This window comes from Bradyrhizobium tunisiense, from assembly GCF_042263385.1.
Classification (GTDB): domain Bacteria; phylum Pseudomonadota; class Alphaproteobacteria; order Rhizobiales; family Xanthobacteraceae; genus Bradyrhizobium; species Bradyrhizobium tunisiense.
The window spans coordinates 553,813-580,459 of sequence record NZ_JBHLEV010000002.1 but is presented as its reverse complement, the minus strand read 5'-3'; the positions used below and the strand labels follow the sequence as shown (position 1 = coordinate 580,459).

Sequence of the window (26,647 nt, the reverse complement as noted above, 5' to 3'; positions counted from 1 at the left end):
CGACGTGAAGAGGCCGCGCAAGCGCGGCTCGAGCGTCGCTGTCATCGACATCGGTTCCAACTCGGTCCGTCTCGTCGTCTACGAGGGGCTGACGCGTAGCCTCATTCCGATCTTCAACGAGAAGACGCTGTGCGGCCTCGGGCGCGAGGTGCAGAGCACCGGCCTGCTCGCCCCCGACGCCGTCGACAAGGCGCTGACTTCGCTGAAGCGATTCCGCGCATTGTGCCGCGTGATGCAGGTCGGACGCGTGTTCGCGATTGCCACCGCCGCCTGCCGCGACGCTTCCAACGGCCCCGATTTCATCGCCAAGGCCGAGCGCATCTGCGCCGTGAAGATCGAAATCCTGTCCGGTCCGCGCGAGGCGCGGCTGTCGGCGCTCGGCGTGATCTCGGGCATCCACCATCCCGACGGCATCGTCGGCGACCTCGGCGGCGGGTCGCTCGAATTGATCGACGTGCGCAAGAACAGCGTGCGCAGCGGCGTGACGCTGCCGCTCGGCGGGCTTGCGCTGCAGGATCTCGCGCACAAATCACTCAAGCGCGCCGACCGCATCGTGCGCGAGGCGCTCGACGGAGTGCCGCAGCTCGCCGCGGGCCGCGGCCGCACGTTCTACGCGGTCGGCGGCACCTGGCGCGCGCTCGCGCGCATTCACATCATCCAGAGCGGCTATCCGCTCCAGGTGATGCACGGTTATTCGATTTCCGCAGTTGAAGCGCTCGATTTCTCGCGTCGGCTCCGGCGCCTCGCGGCCGCGGACATGCTCGCGGACATCGAGAGCGTTGCGGACGCCCGCCGCCCGCTCCTCACCTATGCGGCGCTGGTGCTCGAGCACATCATCCGGGTGGCGAAGCCGAAGACGATCGTGTTCTCGACCTTCGGCGTGCGCGAGGGCCTGCTGCACGAGAAGCTGCCGGAGGCGGAACGCAACAAGGACGGCCTGACCTGCGCTGCCGAAGAGCTGAACCAGTTGCTGTCACGCTCGGCCAAGCACGCCCACGAGCTGATCGCATGGACCGACCGCCTTGCGCGCGTGGTGAAGCTGCGCGAGACCGAGGAGGATCGGCGGCTGCGCCACACCGCGTGCCTGCTGTCCGACATCGGCTGGCGCGTGCATCCCGATCATCGCGGCGAGCAGACGCTGAGCCTCGTCGTAAACGGCAATTTCGGCGCGATCACCCACACCGAGCGCGCGTTCGTCGGCCTGTCGGTGTTCTATCGCTATGCGGGCCTGAGCGAGGAAAACCAGCCGCCGGTCACCATGCAGGAGCTGCTGACGCCGGCGCAGCTCGAGCGCGCGCGCCTCCTGGGCGCTGCATTCCGCGTCGCGCATCTGATCTCGGCGGCGAGGCCTGGCGTCCTGCCGGCCACGCATTTCCGGAGCCTGGGACGCAAACTGATGCTGGTGTTCGAGCACCGCCTCGGCGACCTCGTCGCCGACCGCGTCGGCAGCCGCTTCCGTCAGCTCGCCCGCCTGATTGGCCGCGCGGGCTCGATCGTGCGGCGCTGACCGCAACTGTGCGTCCAAGCGAGCAGCTGGGGGACTTCAACCAGCAGCGGCCATCCGATCGCCGCTGACCTCTGGCGCGACGATGGCTTTCAGTCCACCGAGTTCGGAATCCGCAAGAACAAGCTGCCATCCGTAGGCACTGAGCACGTCCTGAACGATGGCGAGACCGAGGCCGGCCCCTTCGCCACGCTCATCCAGCCTGACCCCGCGTTCGAGCACGCGTGAACGTTCGGCGGGCGCGATGCCCGGACCATCGTCCTCGACCGTGATTGCCGGTTTCGCGGCATCGGAGCTGATGCGCACCTGGCTCCTGGCGTGACGGGCAGCATTTTCCAGGAGATTTCCCAGCACTTCGGCCAGATCCGTGCGATCGAGCGGCACGCTCGGCTCGCCTGTTATGCAGGTCTCGAGTTCAAGCCGCTGTACAGCGGGCGTGCGCTCCAGCATCCGCATCAGGGATTGGACCAGTGGTCTGAGGGGCGTTGAAACACCGCCGCGCTGTCGCGCCGTCCCCCGCGCCCGGGCGCGCGCCAGCTCGCGGTCGACGTGACGACTCATCGTCTCGCCGACGGCTTCGATTGCCTGCGCGACGTCCTGCTCACCGCGCAGACGCAACAGCGCGACATCGGCCGCGAGTGCGGCAAGCGGCGTCTTCAGACCATGCGCCAAATCAGCGGCGCGGCTGCGCGACCGCTCGATCTCGCGCTCTTGGGCGTCGATCAGGCTGTTCACCTCTTCCACCAGGGGCTTCACCTCGGTCGGGACATCGGCGGGGAGATGCCTGCGTTGCCCGGAACGGACGTCCGCGACGCCGCGGCGAAGTGCGTCCAGCGGACGCAGGCCCAGCCCGACCTGGATCGAGGTGGCCGCCGCCAGCGCCAAGCCCAGCACGCCGAGTGCCAGCACCAGATCCCTGGCGAAGTGCGCGGCGGCGACCGATACGCGGGCGAAATCGGCCGCCACGGCAACCCGCACCGGCGCGCGGCGGCCGCCTAGGGTGAGCAGCACGCGGCGTTCACTGACCAGGAGCCGTGCGTCTGCGGGCCCAGGGATGACGTGACGGTGCAATTCGCCAGGCGACGGCTCATCCTGCGGCAGGTCCAACGCCGTGTCCCACAGCGAACGTGAACGCACCACTTGACCGCCATCGTCCGATACCTGCCAGTACAAGCCCGAAAGAGGGTCGGCAAAACGAGGATCGGTCGGCGGCCGGCCCACCACCAGCCTGCCCTGCGCATCGACGTCGATACCCGCGACGAGCTGCTTCAGATAGACGTCGAGATCGTCGCCGATGGTGCGCGTGACGTGGCGTTCGAACAGCAGCGTCAGCCCGGCGCCGGCAATCGTGAGCGCGATCAGGATAGCTACGAGTCCGCCAGCGACCAGTCGCAGCCGCAGCGAGCCCCAGCTCATGGCGCCGTCTCCGGTACCAGATAGCCGAAGCCGCGCCGGGTCTCGATCAGATCGGCGCCCAGTTTCCTGCGCACGCGGCCAACCAGCACTTCGAGCGCGTTCGATTCGTGGTCCTCGCCGTGGCCATAGACGTTTTCATCGAGCTCCTGCTGCGACACCACGCGGCCGCGATGGTGCAGCAGAAAGGCGATCAGGCGATATTCCAATGGCGACAACGCAACGGGTACGCCGCGCAGCGTCACCCTCATCTGACGCTCGTCGAGCTCGACGTCGCCGGCGACAATCCGTGGGGAGGCATGCCCCGCCGAGCGGCGCACGATCGAGCGCAACCGCGCCAGCAACTCCTCCATGCGGAATGGCTTGGGCAGGTAGTCGTCGGCGCCCGCGTCGATGCCATCGACGCGCTCGGCCCAGCTGCCGCGCGCCGTCAGGATCAGCACCGGCATGGACCGCCCATTCGCACGCCAGCGCTTGAGTACCGCCAGACCGTCCATGCCGGGCAAACCGAGATCGAGGACGATCGCGCCGTAATCCTCGGTGTCACCGCGGAACCAGGCTTCCTGGCCGTTGCGGACGGTCTCGACTACGTAACCAGCCGCGCGTAGCGCCCTTTCCACATCGGCCGCGATCCGTCGGTCGTCCTCCACGAGCAGCAGGCGCATCACTTCTCCTTGATGCGTTCAATCTCGCCGCTGCGCGCGTCCACGTGCGCTTCGTAGAGGCGGCCCTTGTTGTCGACGAGGCGAAACTCGTAGATCCAGCGGCCGCGCTCACGCTCTATCTCGACCCCGGCAACCTCGCCCGGCAGCTTGCCACGAAGCGACGCGAGAATGTCGGCAAGTGACTTGATCTCGCCTGCCTCGACCGCGCGGCGAACCGCGTCGGGCGCGCCTTTATCGTGGTCGCCTGCGGCCGCAGGCATCGGCGTGAGCAGGACGCCGGCCAGCAGCGGCACCGCAAGGAATTCCAGAAGGCCAGGTGATCGCATCAGTGGAGAATGCCCCAATCAACCTGACAAAATGCTGACGTGGATCAACAGGCGCCGGTCAGGGCTCTTCCGGCAATGTCCGCTCATCGCCTCGCCGCATGACGCGGCCGGACGCCAAAAGCTGGAGAGAACCATGCGCAAGATCACTGTCATCGCCGCCACTGCCGCCTTGCTCGCCGCCACCACGACCGCTCATGCCGGTAGCCTCGGGCGTCCTTGCACTACGGCGCCACAGGCAAGTTGGCTGCCGCTCGAGCAATTGCAGGCCAAGATCGAAGCCCAGGGCTACAAGGTTCAGAAGGCCAAGCTCAAGAACGCCTGTGGCGAACTCTACACGATCGACAAGTCCGGCAGCCGGGTCGAATTGTTCGTCGACCCGACCAACGGCCAGATCATCGGTCAGCTGTAAAGAGCTGCACCATGAGCGCCATTCACGATACGGTCGAAGCCGGCGGCGCGAAGCCGCCGGCTTCAATCAGGGTCTGGGACCCTTTCGTGCGCGTGTTCCATTGGTCGCTGGCCGGGCTGTTCCTGCTCGCTTATGGCACCGGTGATGAGATAGAAAATATCCATATCGCCGCCGGCTACACGATTGCCGGCTTGCTTGCGCTCCGGATCGTGTGGGGCTTCGTGGGACCGCGCCATGCGCGCTTCAGCGACTTCGTGCGCTCGCCGCGCACAGTGCTCGCGTATATGCGCGACGTGGCGCTACTCAGGGCGCCACGCTATCTCGGCCACAATCCAGCCGGCGGCATGATGGTCGTGACGCTGATCGTCACACTGATCGGCACCTGCACCACCGGTTACATGATGACGACCGCCAGCTTCTGGGGAGCGAAATGGGTGGAGGAGGTCCATGAGACCTTCGCCAACCTCACGATCGGCCTCGTGGTCGTCCATGTGCTTGGCGTCCTGGTGGCAAGCTTCGAGCACCGAGAGAGCCTGGCGAAGGCGATGATCACCGGCAGGAAGCGTCCATTGTGAGCGAGACTGCTTGGCCCAGCCGCCGCCTCACCGAGAGGGGCGAAGACAGCCGATTGAGGCAAATCAACTCACCCGCGCGCAACTGGAGTAAGCGAAACTTGAAATCGAGAAGCGTTTCGCTCGCCGGTGAGCGCGGGACATTCCTCATGCGGGTCCGCCACGGAAATCTCCGTCTCACCTCTTCCGGGGGCGCGCTCGCGCGTACCCTTCTTGCGATCGTATCGATTTTGTTGCCCTCGGTCTCGATGGCGCAGGACGAGGTCAAGCTCAGCGATGCGCAGGCGCGCAATCTCGGCGTCCGCGTGACCCATCCGGTCGCGAGCCGAACCGATCTAACGCTGCCCTATCCCGTCCAGATCGTGATCCCCACGCAGCAATTGCGGGTCGTCAGCGCGCCGGTAGCCGGCATGGTCGCCAATCTTCTGGTCGGACGCGGCGACCGCGTCTCGGCCGGCCAGCCGCTGGTCACCCTGGAGAGTCCGAGCTTCGTCTCCCAGCAGCGCGACTACTTGCAGGCGATCGCGCAAGAGCACCTCGCCAGCCAGCAACTCAAGCGGAACGTCGATCTGTTCGAGGGCAAGGCCGTGCCGCAACGCGTGCTGGAGGCCAGCCAGGCCGAAGAGCGCCAAGCTGCTCTCGTCGTCGCCGAACGGCGTCAGATGCTGCACCTGAGCGGGATGTCCGACGATGCCATTTCCCGGCTGGCCAAGGAAGCGGCGATCAGCGCGACGCTCACGGTCAATGCGCCACAAACCGCGTCCGTGGTCGAGATCGCGGTGTCGCCAGGACAGCGGCTCGAACAATCCGCCCCGCTCGTCAAGCTGGCGCGGCTGTCGCCGCTATGGGCCGAAATCGCGGTTCCTGCCGCCAATATTCGAGCGATCCGCACCGGAGCGAAAGTCGAGATCGAAGGCTACGCCACCCCCGGCAAGGTCGTGCTGGTCTCTGAGACCATCGACACTGCCACCCAGACCATTCTGGTGCGCGCGGAAGTCCCCAACGACGGCGAGCTTCATCCCGGCCAGACCACCGCGGCCCGCATCGGCTTTCTCTCGGCGAGCGAAAGCGCCTGGGAGATTCCCTACAGCGGGCTGATACGGCGGGGCGAGCAGACGTCGGTCTTCGTCGCCTTCGACGGCGGCTTCCGCCTGGTTCCGGTCAAGCTGCTTGCGGAAGATCAGGACCACGTCGTGGTATCGGGCCCCATCGTGGACAAGGACGCGATCGCGATCGGCGGCATCTCGGCGCTTCGCGGCATTCTGTCGGGACTGGGGCAATAGATGCTCCGGCGCCTGGTTGCGTTCGCGTTGTCACAGCGGCTCTTCGTCCTGCTGGGCGTGCTGTTGGTGATCGGCGCCGGCGCCGTCCTCCTGCCCGGCCTGCCGATCGACGCCTTTCCTGATGTCTCGCCGGTGCAGGTAAAGATCATCATGAAGGCGCCGGGCCTCACCCCCGAAGAGGTCGAGCAGCGCATCACCGTCCCGGTCGAGCTCGAGCTGCTCGGATTGCCGAACAAGAAGGTGCTTCGTTCGACCACGAAATATGCGCTGGCCGACATCACCGTCGATTTCGAGGACGGCACCGACATCTACTGGGCGCGCAACCAGGTCTCGGAGCGGCTGTCGAACATCTCGCGCGATTTTCCGGACGGGGTGAGCGGAGGTCTTGCGCCGATCACGAGCCCCCTCGGCGAGATGTTCATGTTCACGATCGACAGTCCCGAGCTATCGCTGGCCGAGCGCCGGACCCTGCTCGATTGGGTGATCCGTCCCGCCCTGCGCACGGTCGCCGGCGTTGCCGACGTCAACGCCCTCGGCGGCTATGTCCGTGCCTTCGAGATCGTGCCGCGTAACGATGCGCTTGCCGCGCGTGGCATTTCCTACGACCTGTTTCGCCGGGCCATCGAGGCCAACAGCCGCAACGACGGCGCCGGGCGGGTGAACCAGGGCGAGGACAGCGCTCTGGTGCGCATCGAAGGCAGCATCCGTTCGATCGAGGACATCAAGGCCATCGTCGTCGACACCCGCGAGGGCGTGCCGATCCTGGTCAACGACGTCGCCACCGTCAAAGTCGGGACGCTGACGCGCTATGGCGCAGTCACGGCGGACGGCCGCGGCGAAACCGTCGAGGGGTTGGTTCTCGGCTTGCGCGGCGCCAACGCAGGTCAGCTCATTCGCGACGTACGTGCTCGGCTCGCCGAGCTGCAAGGCTCGCTGCCGAAGAGCGTTTCGATCAACGTGTTCTATGACCGCAGCCGCCTAGTCAACCGCGCCGTCGGCACCGTGGTGCGGGCCCTCGGCGAGGCCACCGCCCTCGTCATCGTTCTCCTGCTACTTTTCCTCGGCAATTGGCGGGCCTCGCTGGTGATCGCGCTCAGCCTGCCGCTCGCCATCGTCATCGCATTGATCATCATGCGCGTGGTGGGAATGTCGGCCAACCTGATGAGCCTCGGCGGACTTGCGATCGCGATCGGCATGCTGATCGACGCGCTGGTCGTCGTTGTCGAGAACATCGTCGGCAACCTCGGCAAGCACGAGCCGGGCAAGGGTCTCCCGCTGACCCACTTGGTTTACCGTTCGGTTTGCGAAGTCCTGGAGCCGGTGGCCTCGGGCGTGCTCATCATCATCATCGTGTTCGTCCCCTTGCTGACGCTGCAGGGGTTGGAGGGCAAGCTCTTCATTCCCGTCGCGCTGGCCATCATTTTCGCGCTGGCCGCCTCGTTGCTGCTGGCGCTCACCGTGATCCCGGTCACAACGTCCTTCGTGCTCAAATCGGCGTCGCATCGCGATCCCCTGCTGGTGCGTGCGGCCCAGCGGGTCTACGCGCCGGCATTGGACTGGGCCTTGAACAACGAGCGCAAGGTAATGGCTGCGGCGCTGATCGGCCTGGTCGCGGCGGGCTTCGCCTATACGAAGCTCGGCAAGACCTTCATGCCGACGATGGACGAAGGCGACGTCATCGTCAGCGTGGAGACGCTTCCGTCGGTCAACCTCGACGAGTCGCTTGCCATGAATGCAAGGCTCCAGACTGCGCTTCTGGCCCTACCTGATATCGCCGGCATCGTGGCCCGGACCGGATCGGACGAGCTCGGCCTCGATCCCATGGGCCCCAACCAGACCGACACGTTCCTCGTGCTCAAGCCGGCTGCCGAGAGGCAGACCGACAATCGCGAGGCCCTGCTGCAGAAGCTTCGCGAGGTCCTGACCGGCTTTCCCGGCATCTCGCTCAGCTTCACCCAGCCCATCGACATGCGCGTGCAGGAAATGATCAGCGGCGTGCGCGGCGATGTCGCCGTCAAGATATTTGGTCCCGACATCGCCAGGCTGAACGAAACCGCGGCGAAATTGTCGGCGATCCTGTCCAGCATCGACGGTGCCGAGGACGTCTACACCACACTGAACGAGGGCGCCCAATATTACACCGTAGCGGTCAATCGCATGGAGGCCGGCCGCCTGGGCTTGACCGTGGATTCGATCGTCAATTCGCTCCGTACCCAGATCGAGGGCCGAACGATCGGCACAGCTCTTGAGGAGGGACGCCGCACGCCGATTCTCGTCCGCGGCAGCGAGACGACGCGGGAAGCACCGACGCTGCTGGCCAGCCTGCCGCTGACGCTCGGTTCCGGACAGCATGTCGCTCTGTCGCAGGTCGCCCGAATCCAGCGGGTGGATGGACCGGTGAAGATCGACCGCGAGGACGGCGCTCGCATGAGCGTGGTTCGCGCCAACATTCGCGGTCGCGACATGGTCGGCTTCGTCGAAGCCGCGCGGCAGAAGGTGGCGACCGAACTCCCGCTTCCGAACGGCTACCGGCTGACCTGGGGTGGACAGTTCGAGAACCAGCAACGCGCCGCGGCACGCCTGTCCGTCGTGGTCCCCGTCGCGATCGGCCTGATCTTCGTGCTGCTGTTCACCACCTTCGGTGCCATCCGTCAGGCGTTGCTGGTGCTCGTCAACATTCCCTTTGCCCTGATCGGCGGCGTCTTCGCCCTGGTCGTGACGGGTGAGTATCTGTCGGTGCCGGCCTCGGTCGGATTCATCGCGCTGCTCGGCATCGCCGTCCTCAATGGCGTCGTCCTGGTCTCCTACTTCAATCAGCTCCGCGCTCACGGCGTTAGCGAGGATCGTATCGTCGTCGAAGGCGCCATGCGCAGGCTGCGGCCGGTGCTGATGACTGCGAGCATCACGGCGCTTGGCTTGATCCCCCTGCTGTTCGCCTCCGGCCCCGGGTCCGAAGTGCAGCGTCCGCTCGCCATCGTCGTGATCGGAGGACTTCTGTCCTCCACCCTGCTCACGCTGATTCTGCTGCCGATCCTGTATCGCCGCTATGGCGGGACCTCGAAGGTGGCGAAATGATTGACCAGCCCGTCTGTCTCACGCTGATCGTGCCGCATCAGCTCCGCGACGAGGTGTTCGACTATCTCGCCGAACAGAGCGATCTGGTTTCCGGATTCACGGCCTCCCAGGGAGCCGGTCACGGCGCCGACGTCCGATTGCATACGGCTGCCGAACGCGTGAAAGGCCATGCCGACCAGACCATCGTGCAGGTGGCGCTGGCAGGGAAAGACGCCAGCCGCCTGCTCGACCGCTTGCGGGTTTCGTTCGCCGGAACCAAGCTGGTCTATTGGACGATACCGGTGACGGAACTCGGCACGATCGACTGAGGAGCCTACTCCAGCGACGCCCTGGCGTGCCGCTCAGACGATTGCAGTGCGGCGGCACTCAGGCTGCGGCGGCGCCAGATGGTGCCGACCACCAGCACGACGACGACGCCGAGCATCGCGCAGAGATATTCGCCGCCGGCACCGCCATGGCCGAATTGCGGCGGGATGCGCAAGGCTCCGAGCATCGCGTCGAGCGAAGCGCCGAACGGACCGTCGAACAGCGTGTGGAGCTTCGGCGCGACGCCGGGATCGGTCGAGATCACCTCGCCGGCGACCCAGCCGAGCAGCGCCGCACCCGCCCAGACCAGCACCGGCAGCTTTTCGAGCAGCGCCATGATCAGCGCCGCACCGGCGACGATCAGCGGCACGCTGATGGCAAGGCCGAGGATCAGGAGCGGCACGCTGCCATTGGCGGCCGCGGCCACCGCAATGACGTTGTCGAGACTCATGACGATGTCGGCGACCACGACGATCTGGATGGCATGCCACAGATGCGAGGCGGACTCGACGTCGTCCTCGTCCTCGTTTTCCGGCACCAGGAGCTTGGCCGCGATCACGATCAGTGCAAGTCCGCCGATCAGCTTGAGATACGGCAGCTCCATCAGGGAGGCGACGATGCCGGTGAAGATGATCCGCAGCGTCACGGCTGCGCCGGCACCGAAGATCATGCCCCACATCCGGTGTCGCGGCGAGAGGCCGCGGCACGCGAGCGCGATCACCAGCGCGTTGTCGCCGGAGAGCAGGATGTTGATCCAGATGATCTTGCCGACCGCGATCCAGAAGGTCGGTTCGGCCATCTCGTTGCGAAACTGGGTGAAGAATACCCCGATCGTAGCGGGATCGAAGATCTGCCAGAGCCAGCTCACAATACGTCCTTTCGCGCGTGTCGACCTAGTTCATCGGCTGATGGATCAGCCGACGATCTCGTTGCCCGAGAAGAACTGCGCGATCTCGACCGCGGCGGTCTCCGGCGCATCCGAGCCGTGCGCGGAATTTTCGCCGATCGACTTGGCGTAGAGCTTGCGGATGGTGCCGTCGGCGGCCTTGGACGGATCGGTCGCGCCCATCACGTCACGATACTTGGCGACGGCGCCCTCGCCTTCCAGCACCTGGACCACGACCGGACCCGAGGTCATGAACTCGACGAGCTCGCCGAAGAACGGCCGCGCCTTGTGGACGGCATAGAAGGTCTCGGCCTGCTCCTTGGTCATGCGGATGCGCTTCTGTGCGACGATGCGCAGCCCCGCCTTTTCGATCACGGCATTGACGGCGCCGGTCAGGTTACGCGCGGTCGCATCGGGCTTGATGATCGAGAAAGTGCGTTCGATGGCCATAATCTTGTCCCTGGAAAGAAGCGGTGGTTGTGGAGTTGCGGGGCTTATATCGGCGCCTTTGCGATCCGGCAAGCGACCGCCAGGACGACGTCACAGACGTTCGCCGCAGGACCGGGCCGGCGATATCAGCATGGATTACGACAATTTCACCCAGATGAACCCATTCTGACACCCCCATTCAGGCTTTGGTTCAGCCCGCCGGCTTAAGCTCCTTCCATCGAAACCAAAGCCTGACCTGCAGGCGGACCGTTTCGGCGGCCTTTCCATCGACGCGGATAGCCCCCGCGCCGGCAGTTTTGAGGAGATCACCATGTTGAGGAAACTTTCGCTTGCCGCTGTCGCCGCGGTTGCGCTGGGCGCCGCGCTGGCACCGACCTCGGCTTCCGCCCATTGGCACGGTGGGGGCTGGCACGGCGGCGGCGGCGGTGGCTGGCACCACGGCCACGGCCACCGCTGGGGCGGACCGCGCTTCTATGCCGCCGGCCCCGTCTCCCACGGTTATGGCGGCTGCTACGTGCGCCGGCTGGTTCCGACCCCCTGGGGACCTCGCTGGCGGATGATCAACCGCTGCTACTGAGCCCGACAGCACCTTCCTAAAGTCCGACAGGTATCTGCGCCCCCACAGGTACCTTCCAAGAGGAGCCCCGGCGATCCCCCCGCCGGGGCTCCGCATTTTGGGCGGACATGGCGGGATTCATACAATTTTGACGAGAATGCCGGTGATCCCGAAGAATGGCGAAACCATTTTGGGGGTCAATGACTTGGTACCGTGATTGCTTTGAACACACGGAACCGCACGATGGCTGGGCCTTTTGCCAATGACAGCGAACAGATTGACCGGCGCACCAGCCGCTCGATTTGCGATGCCGTGGGCGAACGGCTCCAGCAGAGCCTGCGGCCCGAGCCCCGACTTCCCACACATCTCGAGCAGCTCCTGAACGAGCTGCAGCGGCGCGACCGCGACCCACACTGAGCAGCGGGCCCGGAAAAACGGGTTGCGTTTGATCCCGGCTGCGGTGACAAGGCCGCATGCTGTCCATTACCGACCTCTCCATCCGCCTCGCCGGACGCCTTCTGATTGACCAGAGTTCCGTGCAGATCACGCCCGGATCGCGCGTCGGCATGGTCGGACGCAACGGCACCGGCAAGTCGACGCTGTTCAAGGTGATCCGCGGTGAGCTCGCGGCCGAGCACGGCTCGGTGACCTTGCCGCCGCGTTGGCGAGTCGGCAGCCTCGCACAGGAAGCCCCGAACGGACCCGAAAGCCTGATCTCCGTCGTGCTCAAGGCCGATCTCGAGCGCGACGCGCTGCTCACCGAAGCCGAGAGCGCGACTGACCCGCACCGGATCGCCGAAATCCAGACCCGCCTCGTCGACATCGATGCGCATTCGGCGCCGAGCCGTGCCGCCGCGATCCTCTCCGGCCTCGGCTTCTCCGCCGCCGACCAGCTCCGCCCCTGCGCCGAATTCTCCGGCGGCTGGCGCATGCGCGTCGCGCTCGCCGCGACGCTGTTCGCGGCCCCCGATTTGCTGCTGCTCGACGAGCCCACCAACTATCTCGATCTCGAGGGCACGCTGTGGCTGGAGGATCACCTCGCCCATTATCCGCGCACGGTGATCGTGATCAGCCACGACCGCGACCTCTTGGAGAGTTCGGTCGACCAGATCCTGCATCTGGAGCGCGGCAAGCTCACGCTCTACAAGGGCACCTATTCCTCATTCGAGGAGCAGCGCGCCGCCCGTGAGCTGCTCGACGCCAAGCAGGTCAAGCGCCAGGAAGCCGAACGCGCCCGCCTGCAGGCCTTCGTCGATCGCTTCAAGGCCAAGGCCTCGAAAGCCCGGCAGGCACAGTCCCGCGTCAAGATGCTGGAACGGCTGAAGCCGATCACGGCGCTGGTCACCGAGGACGTGCGCGAGATCAGCTTCCCGGCGCCGGAGAAGATTCTGTCGCCGCCGATCATCGCGGTCGACAACGCCGCCGTCGGCTACGACCCGGCCAGCCCGGTGCTGAGCCGCGTCACGCTGCGCATCGACAATGACGATCGCATTGCGCTGTTAGGGGCCAACGGCAACGGCAAGTCGACCCTCGTCAAACTGCTCGCCGGACGGCTGGCGCCGTTCTCGGGAAGAGTGACCCGCGCGGACAAGCTGTCGATCGCCTATTTCGCCCAGCACCAGCTCGACGAGCTCAACGAGGACGCCTCCGCCTACGACCACGTCCGCAAGCTGATGGGCGATGCGCCCGAAGCCAAGGTACGGGCGCGCGCCGGCGCGATCGGCTTCTCCGGCAAGGCCGCCGACACCAAGGCCGGCAAATTGTCAGGCGGCGAGAAGGCGCGGCTGCTGCTCGGTCTCGCCACCTTCTTCGGCCCCAACATGATCATCCTGGACGAGCCGACCAACCATCTCGACATCGACAGCCGCGCCGCACTCGCGGAGGCCATCAATGAATTTCCCGGCGCCGTCATCATGGTCTCGCACGACCGCTATCTGATCGAGGCCTGCGCCGACCGGCTCTGGATCGTCGCCGACCGCACCGTCACCAATTACGACGGCGATCTCGACGAGTACCGCCGCCTGGTGCTGTCCGCGCGCAACGGCGAGCCCGCCCCGCGCGAGCGCAGCGCACCAGCCGAGAAGCCGCAGCGCGCGAGGTCGGACAATCGCGGAGGCTTGAAGAAGCGCATTGCGGAAGCCGAAGCCGAGATCGCCCGCGTCAGCGAGATCATCACCAAGATCGACACCGCCCTCTCCCTGCCCGACATCTTTACCCGCGATCCCAAGCAGGCCGCACAGCTGTCAAAGGCGCGCGCCAACGCTGCCGACGCATTGGCGCGCGCGGAGGAGCAGTGGCTCGAGGCCAGCACGCAATTCGATGAGGCCGCAGGGTAGCGGTCCGATCAAAATTCGGAAGAACAACCCCATGCACAGTACCGGTGTTTCAACACCGGCACCCAAGCACTTGAATTAGCTGACCATCACCCTCCAGCCGACATCGCCCGGCCCGGCACTGGCGCGCCGGAACGGCTCAATCCGCGTACTGCCCGGCCGCCTTGATGATCGGCGCCCAGCGGTCGATCTCACTCGTCAGCATCGCGCCGAGCGCCTCCGGCGTCGCCTTGTCCTTCGGGGCAGGCTCGGTGTTGATGTCGTTGAGCCGGGCGATCATGGTGGGATCCTGGAGTGCGGCCTGGAGCGCCGCCGTCAGCTTCTGAATGATCGCCGGCGGCGTGCCCTTCGGCGCATAGAGGCCGTGCCAGACGCCGAGTTCAAAGCCCTTGAGGCCTGCTTCGTCCGCTGTCGGCAGATCGGGCAAGCTCTTCAACCGCTCCTTGGTCGTCACCGCGTAGGCTTTGACCTGCTTGGCCGAGATCGGCCCGGTGGTGTTCGTCGCCTGGTCGCAGGTCAGATCGATCTGCTTGCCGAGCAGATCGTTCATGATCGGACCATTGCCCTTGTACGGCACCGTGGTGAGCTGCTTCTGGATCGCCGTCATGAACAGCATGCCGCACAGATGCGATGCCGCGCCTAACCCGGCATTGGCATAGGTCAGCTTGTCCCCCTGCTGCTGGGCGTAGGCGACGAGGTCCTTGAGCGTGTCGGCCGGAAAATCCGAACGCGCGATGATGGTCATCGGCGCATTGGTGACGAGCCCGATCGGCGCAAAGGCCGTCTTCGTGTCGTAGCTGAGATTGCGATACAGCGTGGCCGCGGTCGAGATGCCGACGTGATGGACCAGCAGCGTGTAGCCGTCCGGCTGGGCGCGCGCGGCGCGAGTCGTGCCAATCGTGCCGCCGGCGCCGGTCGCGTTCTCGACGATGACCTGCTGTCCGAGGGACTTCCCCATGCCAGCCGCGGTCAGGCGCGCGATGGTATCGGTCGGCCCGCCGGCGGCGAACGGAACCAGCACGGTGATGGGTCTCGTTGGGTAGTCCTGGGCAACGGCCGCGCCGAGCGGCAGAAACAGGGCCGATACGAGGGCAATGAACCGCATAGTTTCCTCCACGTTTTTTTGTAGCTCCATATGAGCGTATTCTCGGCCGCGGAGCCACAACGAAAGCGACTCGACCAGGAGTGTGGCGGCGTCGCGGCCTACGGTTCCCTCGAGACCAATTGGCTTGCGGATCGATACGGTATCGGTGAGTTTCGACCTCGCGGAGGGAATATGGATGCCGACCGAGCTTGAGCCTAGGCGAGATCAACTTGTCGGCCTGATCTACGATGCGGTGCTCGACGCTTCGCTCTGGAGCACCGCTCTGGAAGGCATCGCAGACATCACTCACAGCGCGGCCGCACTGATCCACGGCTACAGCGTCGATCGCAGCGTTTACACGTTCCACGAGCTCGGGCGGATCGATCCTGAGTGCAAACGCCGCCACGAACTCTATCACGTCACCAATCCGTGGATGCGGTCGAACCGGTTTCCGGCGGGCCAGATGGTGCACACGGATGATTTGATCGAGCTGTCACAGCTCAAGCGCACCGCCTTCTATGACGACGTGCTCCGGCCGCAGAACCTGGCGCACGGCCTGATCGTCAACGTGGTCAGCCGTCCGGAATTCCGTGTCTCGCTCAATGTCGAACGCAGCGAAGCGAGCGGACCGTTCAGCGAGCGAGACACCGCGATCTTGAGTTCGCTGCTGCCGCATTTGCGGCGTGCCAGCGAGCTGCGCTTGCGCATGCTCGACTATCAGGCGGCGGCGCGGGCCGAACGCGACGCGCTCGACGCGTTGACGACCGGAATCATCACTTTCGATGCCAGCCAGCGGGTACTGTTCGCCAATTCTGCTGCCCGGGCACAGGGCGAAGAGCTGTCGCTTCGAGTCCTCGCCGGCCGCGACCTGTCAGGCCCCTCAAGCGCCGTGAACCTCATCCGCGCGCTGTTCGCCGACGCGCTCCGCAGCGGCGCCGCAGGAACATGTCGACTGCCGCGGCCGGACGGCAGAGAAATCGGAATCACCATGACGCCGGTGAGAGGACGCGCGTTCGGTCACGCGTCACACCACAAGACGGGGAGTCCTGCGGCCTGGCGCTCCTGGTCGATATTTCGCGTACCGGCGACGCCGCAAGCGCGTTGTTGGCCACCCGCCATGGCCTGACGGCGGCCGAATTGCGGGTCGTAACCGCGCTCGCGCAGAGCAGCGGCATGAAGACGGCTGCGGCCATGCTCGGCATCAGCCTCAACACGCTCAAGTCCCATACCAAGCGGATATACGCCAAGGTCGGCGTTCGGGGACACGCCGGGCTGGTGCAGTCGATCGCCCAGGTTGCCCGGACGCTCGATCCGCCCGGTTGAAGCTCGCACCCGGACACCCAGGCTGCGCCACCACCCGATGGGGTGACGACGAACGATCGAGCCGCGCAGACAATCGGCCGCCCACACCTGGAGACCCATCATGTTACGACGGCCAGCGCTCGTTCTGATCTCGCTTCTGTGGCTGGCGCAGCCGCTGCAGGCGGAGCCAATATACCCGCGATCGAACATTCGCATCGTGCTGGGCTTCAATGCCGGAAGTGCCCCCGACGTGGCCGCTCGAATCCTGGCCGAACGCTTCAGGGCCAAATGGGACAAGCCCGTCGTGGTCGAGAACATGCTGGGCGCGGGCGGCAACATCGCTGCGGACCATGTCGCCAAATCGGAGCCCGATGGCACCACGCTGCTGATGGCAGGCAATGCCGCGATCGTCATCAACCCGTCTCTTTACGCAAAACTGTCCTATGACCCCGCAAAGGATCTGGTCCCCGTCGCGCAGGTCACGGTTGCCCCGAACATCCTGGTCCTGAACAAGGACGTGCCGGCGACGAGCGTTCAGGATCTGGTCGATTTGGCAAGGCGCAGCCCGGGCACCCTCACCTTCGCCTCGGCCGGACTGGGCACCTCGACCCATCTGGCCGGCGAGCTGTTCCAGACCATGGCCGGAATCAAGCTGCAGCACGTGCCATATCGCGACAGCGCCGCGCTGTTGAGCGATCTCATGGCCGGCCGCGTCACGATGTTCTTCGGCAGCATCGCCTCGGTGCTGCCGCACGTCCGCGACGGTGGCCTGCGCGCTCTGGCGGTCACATCGCTGCAACGCTCGCCGGCCACGCCCGAGCTGCCGACGCTGGACGAGCTCGGCTTTCGTGGTTTCGATGCGATCGCCTGGTTCGGCCTGATGGCACCTGCGGGAACGCCGGCCTCGGTGATCGCGCTTCTGCACGATGAGGCGCAGCAGGCGGCGGCCGCACCGGCCGCGCGAGAGAAGTTCGCATCGCTCGGCATGGAATCGGTGACGCGCACGTCGGACGAATTCGCCAGCCAGATTCGGGCCGAAACGCCGAAATGGGCGGAACTGATCAGGCGGGTGGGCATCGCGCCGATTCAGTGACGGGCGCCCGACGCGTTGGCCGGCGGCATCGCTGGAAAGATTGACGATCGAGGGCACACCGATGCCGCGACCACATCGCATGCGGTGTCGCTGCGCGACCGTGCCACAAGCCGGCGCTACGTCTACCCCTCTGCCTCGCTCTCGAGCTTCGTTCGTAGGTCCGTGACGATGCGGTGAACGGTTTGCAGGTCCTTGACCGGAAGCCCCTCCGCAAGGCCGTTGACCCACGGCGCCTGCAAAACCATCGCGGCATCGAAAGCGCGCCGCCCCTTGTCAGTCAGGACGACAAGCTGCGCCCGGCGGTGATGCGGGTTGGCCTCGAAAGCAACGAGACCTTCCGCGTGCAGATCGTTGACGATCCGCTGCACGTTTTGGCGATTGGCACCCAGATCGCGCGCCAGCCAGGCCACCGGCTGGGGGCTCTCCGCGGCCACGATGGCGCCAAGAATCTGCCAGCGGGCGCTCGTGAGGCCGAGCCGGGTCACCAGGCGGTCCCCTGCGGTCAAGAGCAGGCTATTCAGCCGGAACAAGTCGAGCATGAGGTCCGTCAGGGCATCACCGGCCGGCGTTCGCAGGGATTTCGGCATCCGTCACCATAAACTGTTATTGACATCATGATGTCAATTTACTATGTCTCATGATACCATATTGACAACATAATACCATCCTGAACGGAGCCGGCCATGGCGCTACGCCCACTGGACCCAAATTTTCCCATCGAATGTCAGCTTGGCATCGAAAGCAGCCCTGTCGTCCTGGTGAACGTGTTCGCGCTCGACAAGGCCGACGAACAGAGCTTCCTCCAGATCTGGCAGGACGATGCCGCCTTCATGAAACGGCAGCCGGGCTTTATTGCCACCCAGCTTCACCGCGCGATCGGCGATAGCCCGACCTATCTGAACTACGCCGTCTGGGAATCGACTGCCCACTTCCGGGCTGCGTTCACGCACCCTGAGTTCAGATCGAAGATCTCAGCCTATCCCGCGTCCGCCGTCGCCTCTCCGCATCTCTTCCGAAAGGTCGCGGTGCCCGGCATCTGCGTCGCGTAGTTGGATTCGAAAACGGCAGGACTCGATGACCAGAATCATCCACCCATTGGCGGGCACGGTCGCGTTGACGATGATTGCGGCCTTCTGGCTTTCCACGGCTCTGACCGAGCTATTTGCGACACAAGCGAGCGTGGCCATGGTCAAGACGGCCATACCCTGGGGCTTCCTGTTGCTGGTTCCAGCGCTCGCGGTGACGGGAGGTTCAGGGTTCTTCCTGGCAAAGGGGCGACGCGCTGGCCTGATCGGCGCAAAGATCAAGCGTATGCCGGTCATCGCCGGCAACGGCATCCTGGTTCTCATCCCCGCCGCGTTGTTTCTTGCCGCCAAGGCAAAGGCCGCGGAGTTCGACACCACATTCTACGTCGTACAGACTCTGGAATTGTTTGCCGGCGCGATGAACATCGTTCTCCTCGGCCTCAATATGCGTGACGGCTTCAAGATGAAGGGCCGTTTCCGCATTCGACAACCCGATCGCCTCAGCACCAAACCGTTGCTCTAACGGGGCGCCCGCGGGAGGGTCAGGGCTGGCGGATCTGCGGAGCAGCGCAACAGCTTCTACGATGCACGAAAAGCTGATCCACTGACGCAGGCAATTGCCGCTTACGCCTGCTTCTTCTTCGGCTTCCCTGCCCTCGGCACCGGCTGCGGATCGGGATTGCCCTCGATCGAGGACAGGCGGCCGGAGGTGAATGTATAGATGCCCGCACGCGGGCCGGTGGTCCAGGTCACCACGGCGACCCGCCGGCCGGCAGCATCGCTGGAGAGATTGACAGTCGACGGCGTGCCGACGCCGCGCACCACGTCGCATTCGGTGTGGCCGAGTGCGACCGTGCCGCCCATGGGCGCCGGTGCCGTCGACGATGCGTTGGCATCGGCTGGCCCGGGAGGCGGCGCCATGCCGGGACAGGCGCCGTCGGCGGTGACGAGATCCTCAGCTCCCACCGGCTTGTCGGGGGACAGCGGCGGCGACTCGATCGAGATGTTCTTGATGAAGAGGCGGCCGGGTTTCTGGAACCACTCGGCGTCCTTCGACAGCAGGTCGGTCCCGCCCGAACAGCCCGCGACCAGCGGTGCTACGGCAGCCAACGCAATGATGAGCGACTTGGGAAGCTTTTGATGTCGCACGATAAACCAAATTCCCCGCGTGAAGGACCAGCCCTAAGCAATTGTCCCAACATCACTTTGCGGCACGAAGGTGACAAAAGCCAGCATCGCACCAAAAGTGCAAATTATCATTAATTGCGATCGACGCTAATTCCGACGCTGCCACCGGCCCCGCTCGTCGGCTTGCCAATAGGTGACATCAAATCCCCGCGCCTTGCAATCCGTCCAGGTGCTGCGGGCGAGCGCGAGCGCATCCGGATCGTCGCCGTTGAACAGCAGCACCATGCGCGCATAGCCCTGCGCGTCCTCCGGCAACGCGGCATTGTCGACCAGGAAGCGGACATGGGCGCCGTTGGGATTGCCCTCCTCGATCGCCAGCACGATCGGCTGATCGGCGGCATCGCTCACGCGCCATGTCGCGTGCGGCAGGAAGGAATCGTCGCGATAGGTCCACAAATGCGCGTCGAGCGCGTCGGCCCGTTCTTCCGAGGTCGACTGCACCACGACGCGCCAGCCGCGCTCGAGCGATTTCTCGAGAAGCGGCGGCAACACGTTCTCTACCGTCATGTTTTGCAGATGATAGAACAGGACTTCAGTCATCACGGGTCATTTGCGCTCGTAATGGTCGGCGACCAGACGGTCGAGCAGACGGACACCGTAGCCGCTGCCCCAGCTCTGGTTGATGTCGGTCTTCGGCGCGCCCATGGCGGTGCCGGCGATATCGAGATGGGCCCAGGGCGTGCCGTCGACGAAACGCTGCAGGAACTGCGCCGCGGTGATCGAGCCGCCGTGACGGCCGCCGGTGTTCTTCATGTCGGCGAACTGGGAATCGATCAGCTTGTCGTATTCGGGACCGAGCGGCATGCGCCAGACCTTGTCCCCGGTCTCGACGCCGGCCGTCAGCAGGCGTTCGGCAAGCTCGTCATTGTTGGAGAACATGCCGGCATGATCGGTGCCGAGCGCGACCACGATCGCGCCGGTCAGCGTCGCCAGATCCACCATGAATTTCGGCTTCACCTTCTTGGCGACGTACCAGAGCACGTCGGCCAGCACGAGGCGGCCTTCCGCGTCGGTGTTGATGATCTCGATGGTCTGGCCCGACATCGAGGTGACGATATCGCCCGGCCGCTGCGCGTTGCCGTCCGGCATGTTCTCGACGAGGCCAATGGCGCCGACCACGTTGGCCTTGGCCTTGCGCGCCGCCAGCGCGTGCATCAGGCCGACGACGCAGGCCGCTCCGCCCATGTCGCCCTTCATGTCCTCCATGCTGCCGGCCGGCTTGATCGAGATGCCGCCGGTGTCGAAGCAGACGCCCTTGCCAACGAAGGCGACCGGGGCCTCGCCTTTCTTGCCCCCGTCCCAGCGCATGATCACGGTGCGGCTCGGCCGCGCCGAGCCCTGGCCGACGCCGAGCAGCGCGCCCATGCCGAGCTTCTGCATCGCCTTGACGTCGAGCACCTCGACCTTGACGCCGAGCCTGCGAAGCTGACCGGCGCGGCGTGCGAATTCTTCCGGAAAGAGCACGTTCGGCGGCTCGTTGACGAGGTCGCGCGCGATGATCACGCCGTCGACGACGTGGCCGGCCGCGGCAAACGCCTTCTTCGCAGCGGCGGCATCGCCGACCGCAAGCGAGATGTCGGCGCGCGAGCCGCCCTCTTCGCCGTCCTTCTTCCTGGTCTTGTAACGGTCGAACTTGTAGGCGCGTAAGCGAAGGCCCGAGGCAATCGCAACCGCCTGCTCGCTCGTCATGGCGCCATCGGGCAGCTCCGCCATAATGGTCATGGTGGTCGTCCCGGTGGGAATCTTGCTCGCCGCCACACCGCCGAATTTGAGGAAATCGTTCGCCTTCAGGCCGGCTGCCTTGCCGGCGCCGATCACGAGCAAACGGGTGGCTTTCACCCCTTCCGGGGCCAGGATGTCCAGCGCGGTCCCGCTTTTGCCTTTGAAGGCAGCGGCGGTGGCCGCGCGCTTCACGAGTTCGACAGCGCCGCCCAGCGCCTTGGCCGTCGCCGGACCGACCTTCAAGCCGTCGTCGCAGAACACGACCAGGATGCCACGGGCGGCTGATGACAATGGGACGAAGCCGACCTTGATGGCATCGGACATGGGTAACTCCTTCATAAAACTGGGTCTTCTTGCCGTTATCGGCTCCGGCCGCGGCCGGACCTGAACGACGATTCACTGAGCATTTCGCACTATGGGCCAGCGGCCCGGCAGATGCCAAGCACCCCCCGTGACCTCAAGGCCACAACCAGCGAAATATTAACCATATATTGAGGGTGCCACGGGCCAGCCATTTTGTTGACGGATCAAAGGGATGGTAGTGAGAGAGTAAGCAGGCGGAAGAGGCGCTGGCCGACCTTGGGGATCCCCTGATCGGGGATGGGTTGGACAGCGGAGTTTCGGCCGACATTGGGGCCTTGGTGGGATTCGTGCGGTAGCGCATGGGGTCGATCGATAAGTACATCTTCCGCACGACGCTGGCGTCGTTTGCGCTGATCCTGGTCAGCCTCACCGGCGTGATCTGGATTACGCAGGCGTTGCGCGGCATCGATCTGATGACGAGCCAGGGTCAGACCATCCTCACCTTCCTCGGCATCACCAGCCTCGTCGTGCCGGCCCTGGTCCTGATCATCTCGCCGATCGCGCTGATGATCGCGATCTCGCATACGCTCAACAAGCTCGCGACCGATTCCGAGATCATCGTGATGAATGCCGCCGGCTTCTCGCCGATCCGGCTGTTCCTTCCGTTCTTCTACGCCACCTGCGTGGTGTCACTGCTGGTCGCTTTCATTGCGGCCTATCTCGCCCCCGACGGCATGCGGCGGATCAAGCAGTGGGATGCCGAGATCACCGCGGACGTTCTCACCAACATCCTGCAGCCCGGCCGCTTCGCCCGGCTCGACGAGAACCTCACGATCCGGATTCGCGAACGCCAGCCCGGCGGCATCCTGGCCGGCATCTTCATCGACGACCGCCGCGACCCGAACGAGCGCGTCTCGATCGTCGCCGAACGCGGCGAGGTCGTGAAGAACGACACCGGCTCGTTCCTGGTGTTGGAGACCGGCAATCTCCAGCGCTTCGAGGCAGGCAAGCGCGATCCGGCGCTGGTGGCTTTCGGCCGCTACGGCTTCGACATGTCGAAATTCTCCAAGGGCCGCGACGTCACCCTCGGCATCCGCGAGCGCTATCTCTGGGAGTTGTTCTCGCCGTCAGAGAACGATCCCGTCTACAAGCAGATTCCCGGGCAGTTCCGCTCGGCCCTGCATGACAGCCTGCTCGCGCCGGTCTATCCCTTCGCCTTTGCGGTGCTGACCTTTGCGTTCCTCGGGGCGCCGCGCACCACCCGCCAGAGCCGTAACTTCTCGATCGGCTCATCGATCATCGCGGTGTTCGGCCTGCGCATGGCGGGCTTTGCCTGTTCGGTGATGGCGGTGAAGTCGCCGAGCGCGGTGCTGCTGCAATACGCGATGGTTTTCGGCGCCATGGGCGCCGGGCTGTGGATGATCATCGGCGGCGTCGTCGTCGAGCCGCCCCCTGGCCTGATGGACGCCATCAACAGGTCGAACGCGCGCATCGCGCGGCTGTTCGGACGTCCGGCCACCGCATGAGCATGCTCACCAACACACTCGGGCGCTATTTCGCCGGCCGCTTCGTGGTCGCCGCGCTTGGCGTGTTCGCGAGCATTTTCCTGCTGCTGGTGCTGGTCGACTACATCGAGATGGTGCGTAAGACCTCTAGCCTGGCATCCGCCTCGGCGCTCATGGTGGCCGAGACCTCGCTGTTCCGGGTGCCGCAGCTGCTGGAGAAGCTGACGCCGTTCTGCATGCTGGTCGGCGCCATGACCTGCTACCTCGCCCTCTCCCGCCGGCTCGAACTCGTGGTGGCACGCGCCGCCGGCATTTCCGCATGGCAGTTCATCTCGCCGGCGCTCGGCAGCGCGCTCCTGATCGGAGTGATCGCTACCGTTGCCTACAATCCGATGTCGGCAAACTTGCGCGAAGCCTCCAAGCGCATGGAGGCCGAGCTGTTCGGCTCGGCGCCCGGCGGCGGCATCCAGGACGCCTCCGGCTTCTGGCTCAACCAGGTGACCAGCGACGGCCAGACCATCATCAATGCGGCGCGCAGCGAGCAGCAGGGCGTCCGGCTCACGGGACTCACGCTGTTCCGGTTCGACCCGGAGCAGCACTTCAAGGAACGGGTCGAGGCGCGCGAGGCGACACTCGAGAGCGGCCGCTGGCTGTTCAAGGGCGTGCGCCGCTTCTCGCTGGACTCCCCGCCGGTCGATCAGGCCACCCTGGAGATTCCAACGACCCTGACCGAGGCGCAGGTCCGCAACAGCTTTTCCACCCCCGAGACTGTGTCCTTTTGGCAACTACCGAGCTACATCCGCTCTTCCGAGAGCTCAGGCTTCGCGACAGCCGGATACCGACTCCAGTATCAAAAGCTTCTGGCGCAGCCGTTTTTGCTGGCTGCAATGGTGATGCTCGCGGCCTCCGTGTCGTTGCGCTTCTTCCGGATGGGCGGCGTGCAAAAGATGGTTTTGAGTGGCGTGGGCGCAGGCTTTCTGCTCTACGTTCTGTCGAAAGTGACTGAAGACTTGAGCAAGGCTGAGTTGATGCATCCGATCGCTGCGGCGTGGTTGCCTGCAGTGGTGGGCGGCCTCACCGGCTTTTTGGCCTTGTTGTACCAGGAGGACGGTTAGTGACTGCCGTCCGTCGAGGACTCGTGTCTCGTTTGACGCGGCGCACCGTAGTGCGCGCGAACGGGAGCGGCTTGTCCATCCGCAGGCTGTTGCTCGCCGTCGTCACCGCGGCCTCGCTCGGCGGGCTGATCGATGTCGCCGCCATTGCGCCGGCGTCCGCCCAGAGCTTCACCTACAATCCGCTGCCACCGCGTCCGAAGCCGCCCAAGGCTCCCAACGACAACCAGATGCTGGTGCAGGCGACCGAGGTCGATTACGACTACAACAATTCGCGCGTCTCGGCGGTCGGTAACGTCCAGCTGTTCTACAACGGCACCAGCGTCGAAGCCGACAGGGTCGTCTACGACCAGAAGACCAAGCGGCTGCATGCCGAAGGCAACATCCGCATGACGGATGCCGACGGCAAGATCACCTATGCCGAGATCATGGATCTCTCCGACGATTACCGCGACGGCTTCGTCGATTCGCTGCGCGTGGACACCGCCGACCAGACCCGCATGGCCGCGAGCCGCGCCGACCGCTCCAGCGGCAACTACACGGTGTTCGAGAACGGCGTCTACACCGCCTGCGCGCCGTGCAAGGACGATCCGAAGAAGCCGCCGCTGTGGCAGGTCAAGGGTGCGCGCATCATCCACGACCAGCAGGAGAAGATGCTGTATTTCGAGACGGCGCAGATCGAGTTCTTCGGCGTGCCGCTCGCCTACATGCCCTATTTCTCGACGCCCGACCCGACCGTGAAGCGCAAGAGCGGCTTCCTGATGCCGGGTTACTTCCCGGGCACGACGAACACCGGCTTCGGTGCCGAGGTTCCCTATTATTGGGCGATCGCGCCCGACATGGACGCCACCTTCACCCCCCGCTTCATGTCGCGGCAGGGCGTGATGCTGCAGGGCGAATTCCGCCAGCGCCTGATCGACGGCGCCTACCAGATCCGCGCTTACGGCATCAACCAGCTCGATCCCGGAGCGTTCGCCGGACAGCCCGGCGACCGCGACTTCCGCGGCGCCGTCGACACCAAGGGTCAGTTCGCGCTGAACGACAAATGGGTCTGGGGCTGGGACGGCGTCCTGATGTCCGATTACTATTTCTTCTCGGACTACCGGCTCTACCAGTACCGCGATCCGCTCGGCTCGTTCCTGCTGCTGCCGACGGAAGCGCTGTCGCAGCTCTATCTGACCGGCGTCGGCAACCGCAGCTACTTCGATGCGCGCACGATGTACTGGCTGAGCTATTCGGGCAACCAGAGCCAGGTGCCGATCGTCTATCCGGTGATCGACTATTCCAACGTGCTCAACTATCCGGTCTTCGGCGGCGAGTTCAGCTACAAGACCAATTTCGTGAACCTGTCGCGTGACGAGGCGGTGTTCGACCCGATCACGACGATCGCCAACACCAACAGTCTTTGCACCACGGCGTCGGCCGATCCGCTGGCCCGCACGCCGTCGCAGTGCCTGCTGCGCGGCTTCCCCGGCAGCTATACCCGTCTCACCGCTGAAGCGCAGTGGCGCAAATCGTTCACCGACCCGCTCGGCCAGATCTGGACGCCGTTCGCCAGCCTGCGCGCCGACGCGATCAACTCCTCGGTCTCCAACCAGCCGGGCGTGTCGAACTATCTTCCCGTCGGCGACACCCAGGCGTTCCGCCTGATGCCGACCGTGGGCCTGGAATACCGCTATCCCTTCATCAACGTTCAGCCCTGGGGCTCGACCACCGTCGAGCCGATCGCGCAGATCATCATTCGCCCGAACGAGACCTATGCCGGCAGGCTCCCGAACGAGGACGCCCAGAGCATGGTGTTCGACGCCTCGAACCTATTCAGCGTCGACAAGTTTTCCGGCTACGACCGCGTCGAGGGCGGCGGCCGCGCCAATGTCGGCGTGCAGTCCACCACGCAGTTCGACAGGGGCGGCGCCGTCAAGGCGCTGTTCGGCCAGTCCTACCAGCTGTTCGGCATGAACTCCTTCGCGGTCAATGACTCCATCAATACCGGTCTGGATTCCGGCCTGGACAAGCCGCGTTCCGATTACGTTGCGAGTGCGAGCTACTCACCCAACAGCACCTATACGTTCAGCGTCCGCTCCCGCATGGACGAGCAGACCTGGAACGTCCAGCGCTTCGAGGCGGAAGGCCGCGCCAATTTCAATCGCTGGTCCGTCTCCGTGCTGTACGGCAATTACGCGCAGCAGCCGGAACTCGGCTATCTGACCCGCCGCGAGGGCATCCTGACCTCGGGCTCGATCAAGCTCGCCACCAACTGGGTGGTATCGGGTTCGGCGCGGTGGGACCTCGAGGCCAACAAGATCAACCAGTATGTGCTCGGCGCCGGCTACGTCGACGATTGCTTCGTGCTGGCGGCGAACTACGTAACTTCGTATAGCTATTCCGCGGGCACCGCGCCGCCCGTGCTGAGCCATGCGTTCATGTTCCAGATCGGCCTGCGCACGCTGGCGACCTCGTCGACGTCCAGCAGTTCCGCCGGCCTCCAGTGAACGGTTTGAAGTGCCGGCCGCGCTTGCCCTCATCACAGGCTCG

Annotated in this window: 26 protein-coding genes; 16 read left to right on the top strand and 10 right to left on the bottom strand. The window is 65.1% G+C overall.

Features of this window, described 5'->3' with window-relative positions; all coding sequences use genetic code 11:
* Positions 1–4: 4 nt before the first annotated feature.
* A complete protein-coding gene (gene ppx, locus ACFDR6_RS10085) occupies positions 5–1,507 on the top strand; it encodes an exopolyphosphatase (RefSeq protein ID WP_212086134.1) in 1,503 nt (500 codons plus the stop codon).
* A gap of 36 nt (positions 1,508–1,543) precedes the next feature.
* Here the strand turns inward: ppx and ACFDR6_RS10080 are convergent, their stop codons facing one another.
* The 3 genes from ACFDR6_RS10080 to ACFDR6_RS10070 are packed head-to-tail and all read right to left on the bottom strand — an operon-like array spanning position 1,544 to position 3,869.
* Positions 1,544–2,920, bottom strand: coding sequence for a sensor histidine kinase (locus ACFDR6_RS10080; protein WP_212086137.1), 1,377 nt, complete (start codon positions 2,918–2,920; stop codon positions 1,544–1,546).
* Positions 2,917–3,582 carry a response regulator transcription factor gene (locus ACFDR6_RS10075; RefSeq protein WP_375858170.1) on the bottom strand — a complete coding sequence of 222 codons (666 nt, stop codon included), beginning with the start codon at positions 3,580–3,582 and terminating at the stop codon, positions 2,917–2,919. The genes ACFDR6_RS10080 and ACFDR6_RS10075 overlap by 4 nt, the downstream gene beginning before the upstream one ends.
* The gene (locus ACFDR6_RS10070) at positions 3,582–3,869 is read right to left on the bottom strand and encodes a PepSY domain-containing protein (RefSeq protein WP_375858555.1); all 288 of its coding nucleotides are present in this window, start codon (positions 3,867–3,869) and stop codon (positions 3,582–3,584) included. The genes ACFDR6_RS10075 and ACFDR6_RS10070 overlap by 1 nt, the downstream gene beginning before the upstream one ends.
* A 172-nt stretch (positions 3,870–4,041) precedes the next feature.
* Between ACFDR6_RS10070 and ACFDR6_RS10065 the strand changes: the two genes are divergently transcribed.
* The 5 genes from ACFDR6_RS10065 (at position 4,042) to ACFDR6_RS10045 (ending at position 9,555) form a co-directional block, all read left to right on the top strand.
* The gene (locus ACFDR6_RS10065; RefSeq protein ID WP_317239758.1) at positions 4,042–4,317 is read left to right on the top strand and encodes a PepSY domain-containing protein; all 276 of its coding nucleotides are present in this window, start codon (positions 4,042–4,044) and stop codon (positions 4,315–4,317) included.
* 11 nt (positions 4,318–4,328) lie between these two features.
* Positions 4,329–4,892, top strand: a complete 564-nt coding sequence (locus tag ACFDR6_RS10060; protein WP_212086168.1) for a cytochrome b/b6 domain-containing protein — start codon at positions 4,329–4,331, stop codon at positions 4,890–4,892.
* A gap of 146 nt (positions 4,893–5,038) precedes the next feature.
* Positions 5,039–6,172 (top strand): efflux RND transporter periplasmic adaptor subunit, encoded by a 1,134-nt coding sequence (locus ACFDR6_RS10055; protein WP_212086170.1) that lies wholly within the window; start codon positions 5,039–5,041, stop codon positions 6,170–6,172.
* Entirely contained in the window at positions 6,173–9,247 is a 3,075-nt protein-coding gene (locus ACFDR6_RS10050; RefSeq protein WP_375858169.1) for an efflux RND transporter permease subunit, read from the top strand.
* Positions 9,244–9,555 (top strand): DUF3240 family protein, encoded by a 312-nt coding sequence (locus tag ACFDR6_RS10045; RefSeq protein ID WP_317239761.1) that lies wholly within the window; start codon positions 9,244–9,246, stop codon positions 9,553–9,555. Before ACFDR6_RS10050 ends, ACFDR6_RS10045 begins: the two co-directional genes overlap by 4 nt.
* 5 nt (positions 9,556–9,560) lie before the next feature.
* Here ACFDR6_RS10045 and ACFDR6_RS10040 read toward each other — a convergent pair whose 3' ends face one another.
* Entirely contained in the window at positions 9,561–10,421 is an 861-nt protein-coding gene (locus tag ACFDR6_RS10040) for a TerC family protein (protein ID WP_212086177.1), read from the bottom strand.
* 45 nt (positions 10,422–10,466) lie between these two features.
* Positions 10,467–10,889 carry a nucleoside-diphosphate kinase gene (ndk, locus tag ACFDR6_RS10035; protein WP_375858168.1) on the bottom strand — a complete coding sequence of 141 codons (423 nt, stop codon included), beginning with the start codon at positions 10,887–10,889 and terminating at the stop codon, positions 10,467–10,469.
* Positions 10,890–11,199: 310 nt separating this feature from the next.
* Here ndk and ACFDR6_RS10030 point away from each other — a divergent pair, with 310 nt between their 5' ends.
* Both ACFDR6_RS10030 and ACFDR6_RS10025 read left to right on the top strand, forming a co-directional pair.
* Positions 11,200–11,466: a sulfur globule protein precursor gene (locus ACFDR6_RS10030; protein ID WP_375858167.1), complete on the top strand. Its 267-nt coding sequence runs from the start codon at positions 11,200–11,202 to the stop codon at positions 11,464–11,466.
* A gap of 452 nt (positions 11,467–11,918) precedes the next feature.
* A complete protein-coding gene (locus ACFDR6_RS10025) occupies positions 11,919–13,781 on the top strand; it encodes an ABC-F family ATP-binding cassette domain-containing protein (protein WP_375858166.1) in 1,863 nt (620 codons plus the stop codon).
* Positions 13,782–13,917: 136 nt separating this feature from the next.
* Here ACFDR6_RS10025 and ACFDR6_RS10020 read toward each other — a convergent pair whose 3' ends face one another.
* Positions 13,918–14,883, bottom strand: coding sequence for a tripartite tricarboxylate transporter substrate-binding protein (locus tag ACFDR6_RS10020; protein ID WP_212086187.1), 966 nt, complete (start codon positions 14,881–14,883; stop codon positions 13,918–13,920).
* Between the two features lie 175 nt (positions 14,884–15,058).
* Here ACFDR6_RS10020 and ACFDR6_RS10015 point away from each other — a divergent pair, with 175 nt between their 5' ends.
* From ACFDR6_RS10015 to ACFDR6_RS10005, 3 genes are all read left to right on the top strand, one after another.
* Positions 15,059–15,988, top strand: coding sequence for a nitrogen regulation protein NR(II) (locus ACFDR6_RS10015; RefSeq protein ID WP_375858165.1), 930 nt, complete (start codon positions 15,059–15,061; stop codon positions 15,986–15,988).
* Positions 15,967–16,185 (top strand): LuxR C-terminal-related transcriptional regulator, encoded by a 219-nt coding sequence (locus ACFDR6_RS10010; RefSeq protein ID WP_375858164.1) that lies wholly within the window; start codon positions 15,967–15,969, stop codon positions 16,183–16,185. The genes ACFDR6_RS10015 and ACFDR6_RS10010 overlap by 22 nt, the downstream gene beginning before the upstream one ends.
* A gap of 100 nt (positions 16,186–16,285) precedes the next feature.
* Positions 16,286–17,257: a Bug family tripartite tricarboxylate transporter substrate binding protein gene (locus tag ACFDR6_RS10005; RefSeq protein ID WP_212086203.1), complete on the top strand. Its 972-nt coding sequence runs from the start codon at positions 16,286–16,288 to the stop codon at positions 17,255–17,257.
* Between the two features lie 122 nt (positions 17,258–17,379).
* Here ACFDR6_RS10005 and ACFDR6_RS10000 read toward each other — a convergent pair whose 3' ends face one another.
* Positions 17,380–17,844, bottom strand: a complete 465-nt coding sequence (locus tag ACFDR6_RS10000) for a MarR family winged helix-turn-helix transcriptional regulator (protein WP_375858163.1) — start codon at positions 17,842–17,844, stop codon at positions 17,380–17,382.
* A 96-nt stretch (positions 17,845–17,940) separates the two neighbouring features.
* Between ACFDR6_RS10000 and ACFDR6_RS09995 the strand changes: the two genes are divergently transcribed.
* Together ACFDR6_RS09995 and ACFDR6_RS09990 are read left to right on the top strand one after the other, a co-directional pair.
* A complete protein-coding gene (locus ACFDR6_RS09995; protein WP_375858162.1) occupies positions 17,941–18,306 on the top strand; it encodes an antibiotic biosynthesis monooxygenase family protein in 366 nt (121 codons plus the stop codon).
* A gap of 25 nt (positions 18,307–18,331) precedes the next feature.
* Positions 18,332–18,805: a hypothetical protein gene (locus tag ACFDR6_RS09990; protein WP_375858161.1), complete on the top strand. Its 474-nt coding sequence runs from the start codon at positions 18,332–18,334 to the stop codon at positions 18,803–18,805.
* A gap of 101 nt (positions 18,806–18,906) precedes the next feature.
* On the opposite strand, the gene ACFDR6_RS09985 is transcribed toward ACFDR6_RS09990, so the two are convergent.
* The 3 genes from ACFDR6_RS09985 to ACFDR6_RS09975 all read right to left on the bottom strand — a co-directional run bounded on the left by ACFDR6_RS09985 (position 18,907) and on the right by ACFDR6_RS09975 (position 21,516).
* Positions 18,907–19,392 carry a hypothetical protein gene (locus ACFDR6_RS09985; RefSeq protein ID WP_317243947.1) on the bottom strand — a complete coding sequence of 162 codons (486 nt, stop codon included), beginning with the start codon at positions 19,390–19,392 and terminating at the stop codon, positions 18,907–18,909.
* Between the two features lie 165 nt (positions 19,393–19,557).
* The gene (locus tag ACFDR6_RS09980; RefSeq protein ID WP_212086215.1) at positions 19,558–20,010 is read right to left on the bottom strand and encodes a DNA polymerase III subunit chi; all 453 of its coding nucleotides are present in this window, start codon (positions 20,008–20,010) and stop codon (positions 19,558–19,560) included.
* 6 nt (positions 20,011–20,016) lie between these two features.
* Positions 20,017–21,516 (bottom strand): leucyl aminopeptidase, encoded by a 1,500-nt coding sequence (locus tag ACFDR6_RS09975; protein WP_212086218.1) that lies wholly within the window; start codon positions 21,514–21,516, stop codon positions 20,017–20,019.
* Positions 21,517–21,854: 338 nt separating this feature from the next.
* On the opposite strand from ACFDR6_RS09975, the gene lptF reads away from it, so the two are divergent.
* The 3 genes from lptF to ACFDR6_RS09960 are packed head-to-tail and all read left to right on the top strand — an operon-like array spanning position 21,855 to position 26,604.
* Positions 21,855–23,021: an LPS export ABC transporter permease LptF gene (gene lptF / locus ACFDR6_RS09970; RefSeq protein ID WP_212086220.1), complete on the top strand. Its 1,167-nt coding sequence runs from the start codon at positions 21,855–21,857 to the stop codon at positions 23,019–23,021.
* On the top strand, positions 23,018–24,115 hold the full coding sequence (gene lptG / locus ACFDR6_RS09965; protein ID WP_375858554.1) for an LPS export ABC transporter permease LptG: 1,098 nt from the start codon (positions 23,018–23,020) through the stop codon (positions 24,113–24,115). The genes lptF and lptG overlap by 4 nt, the downstream gene beginning before the upstream one ends.
* Positions 24,115–26,604: an LPS-assembly protein LptD gene (locus tag ACFDR6_RS09960; RefSeq protein WP_375858160.1), complete on the top strand. Its 2,490-nt coding sequence runs from the start codon at positions 24,115–24,117 to the stop codon at positions 26,602–26,604. Before lptG ends, ACFDR6_RS09960 begins: the two co-directional genes overlap by 1 nt.
* Positions 26,605–26,647 lie beyond the last annotated feature (43 nt).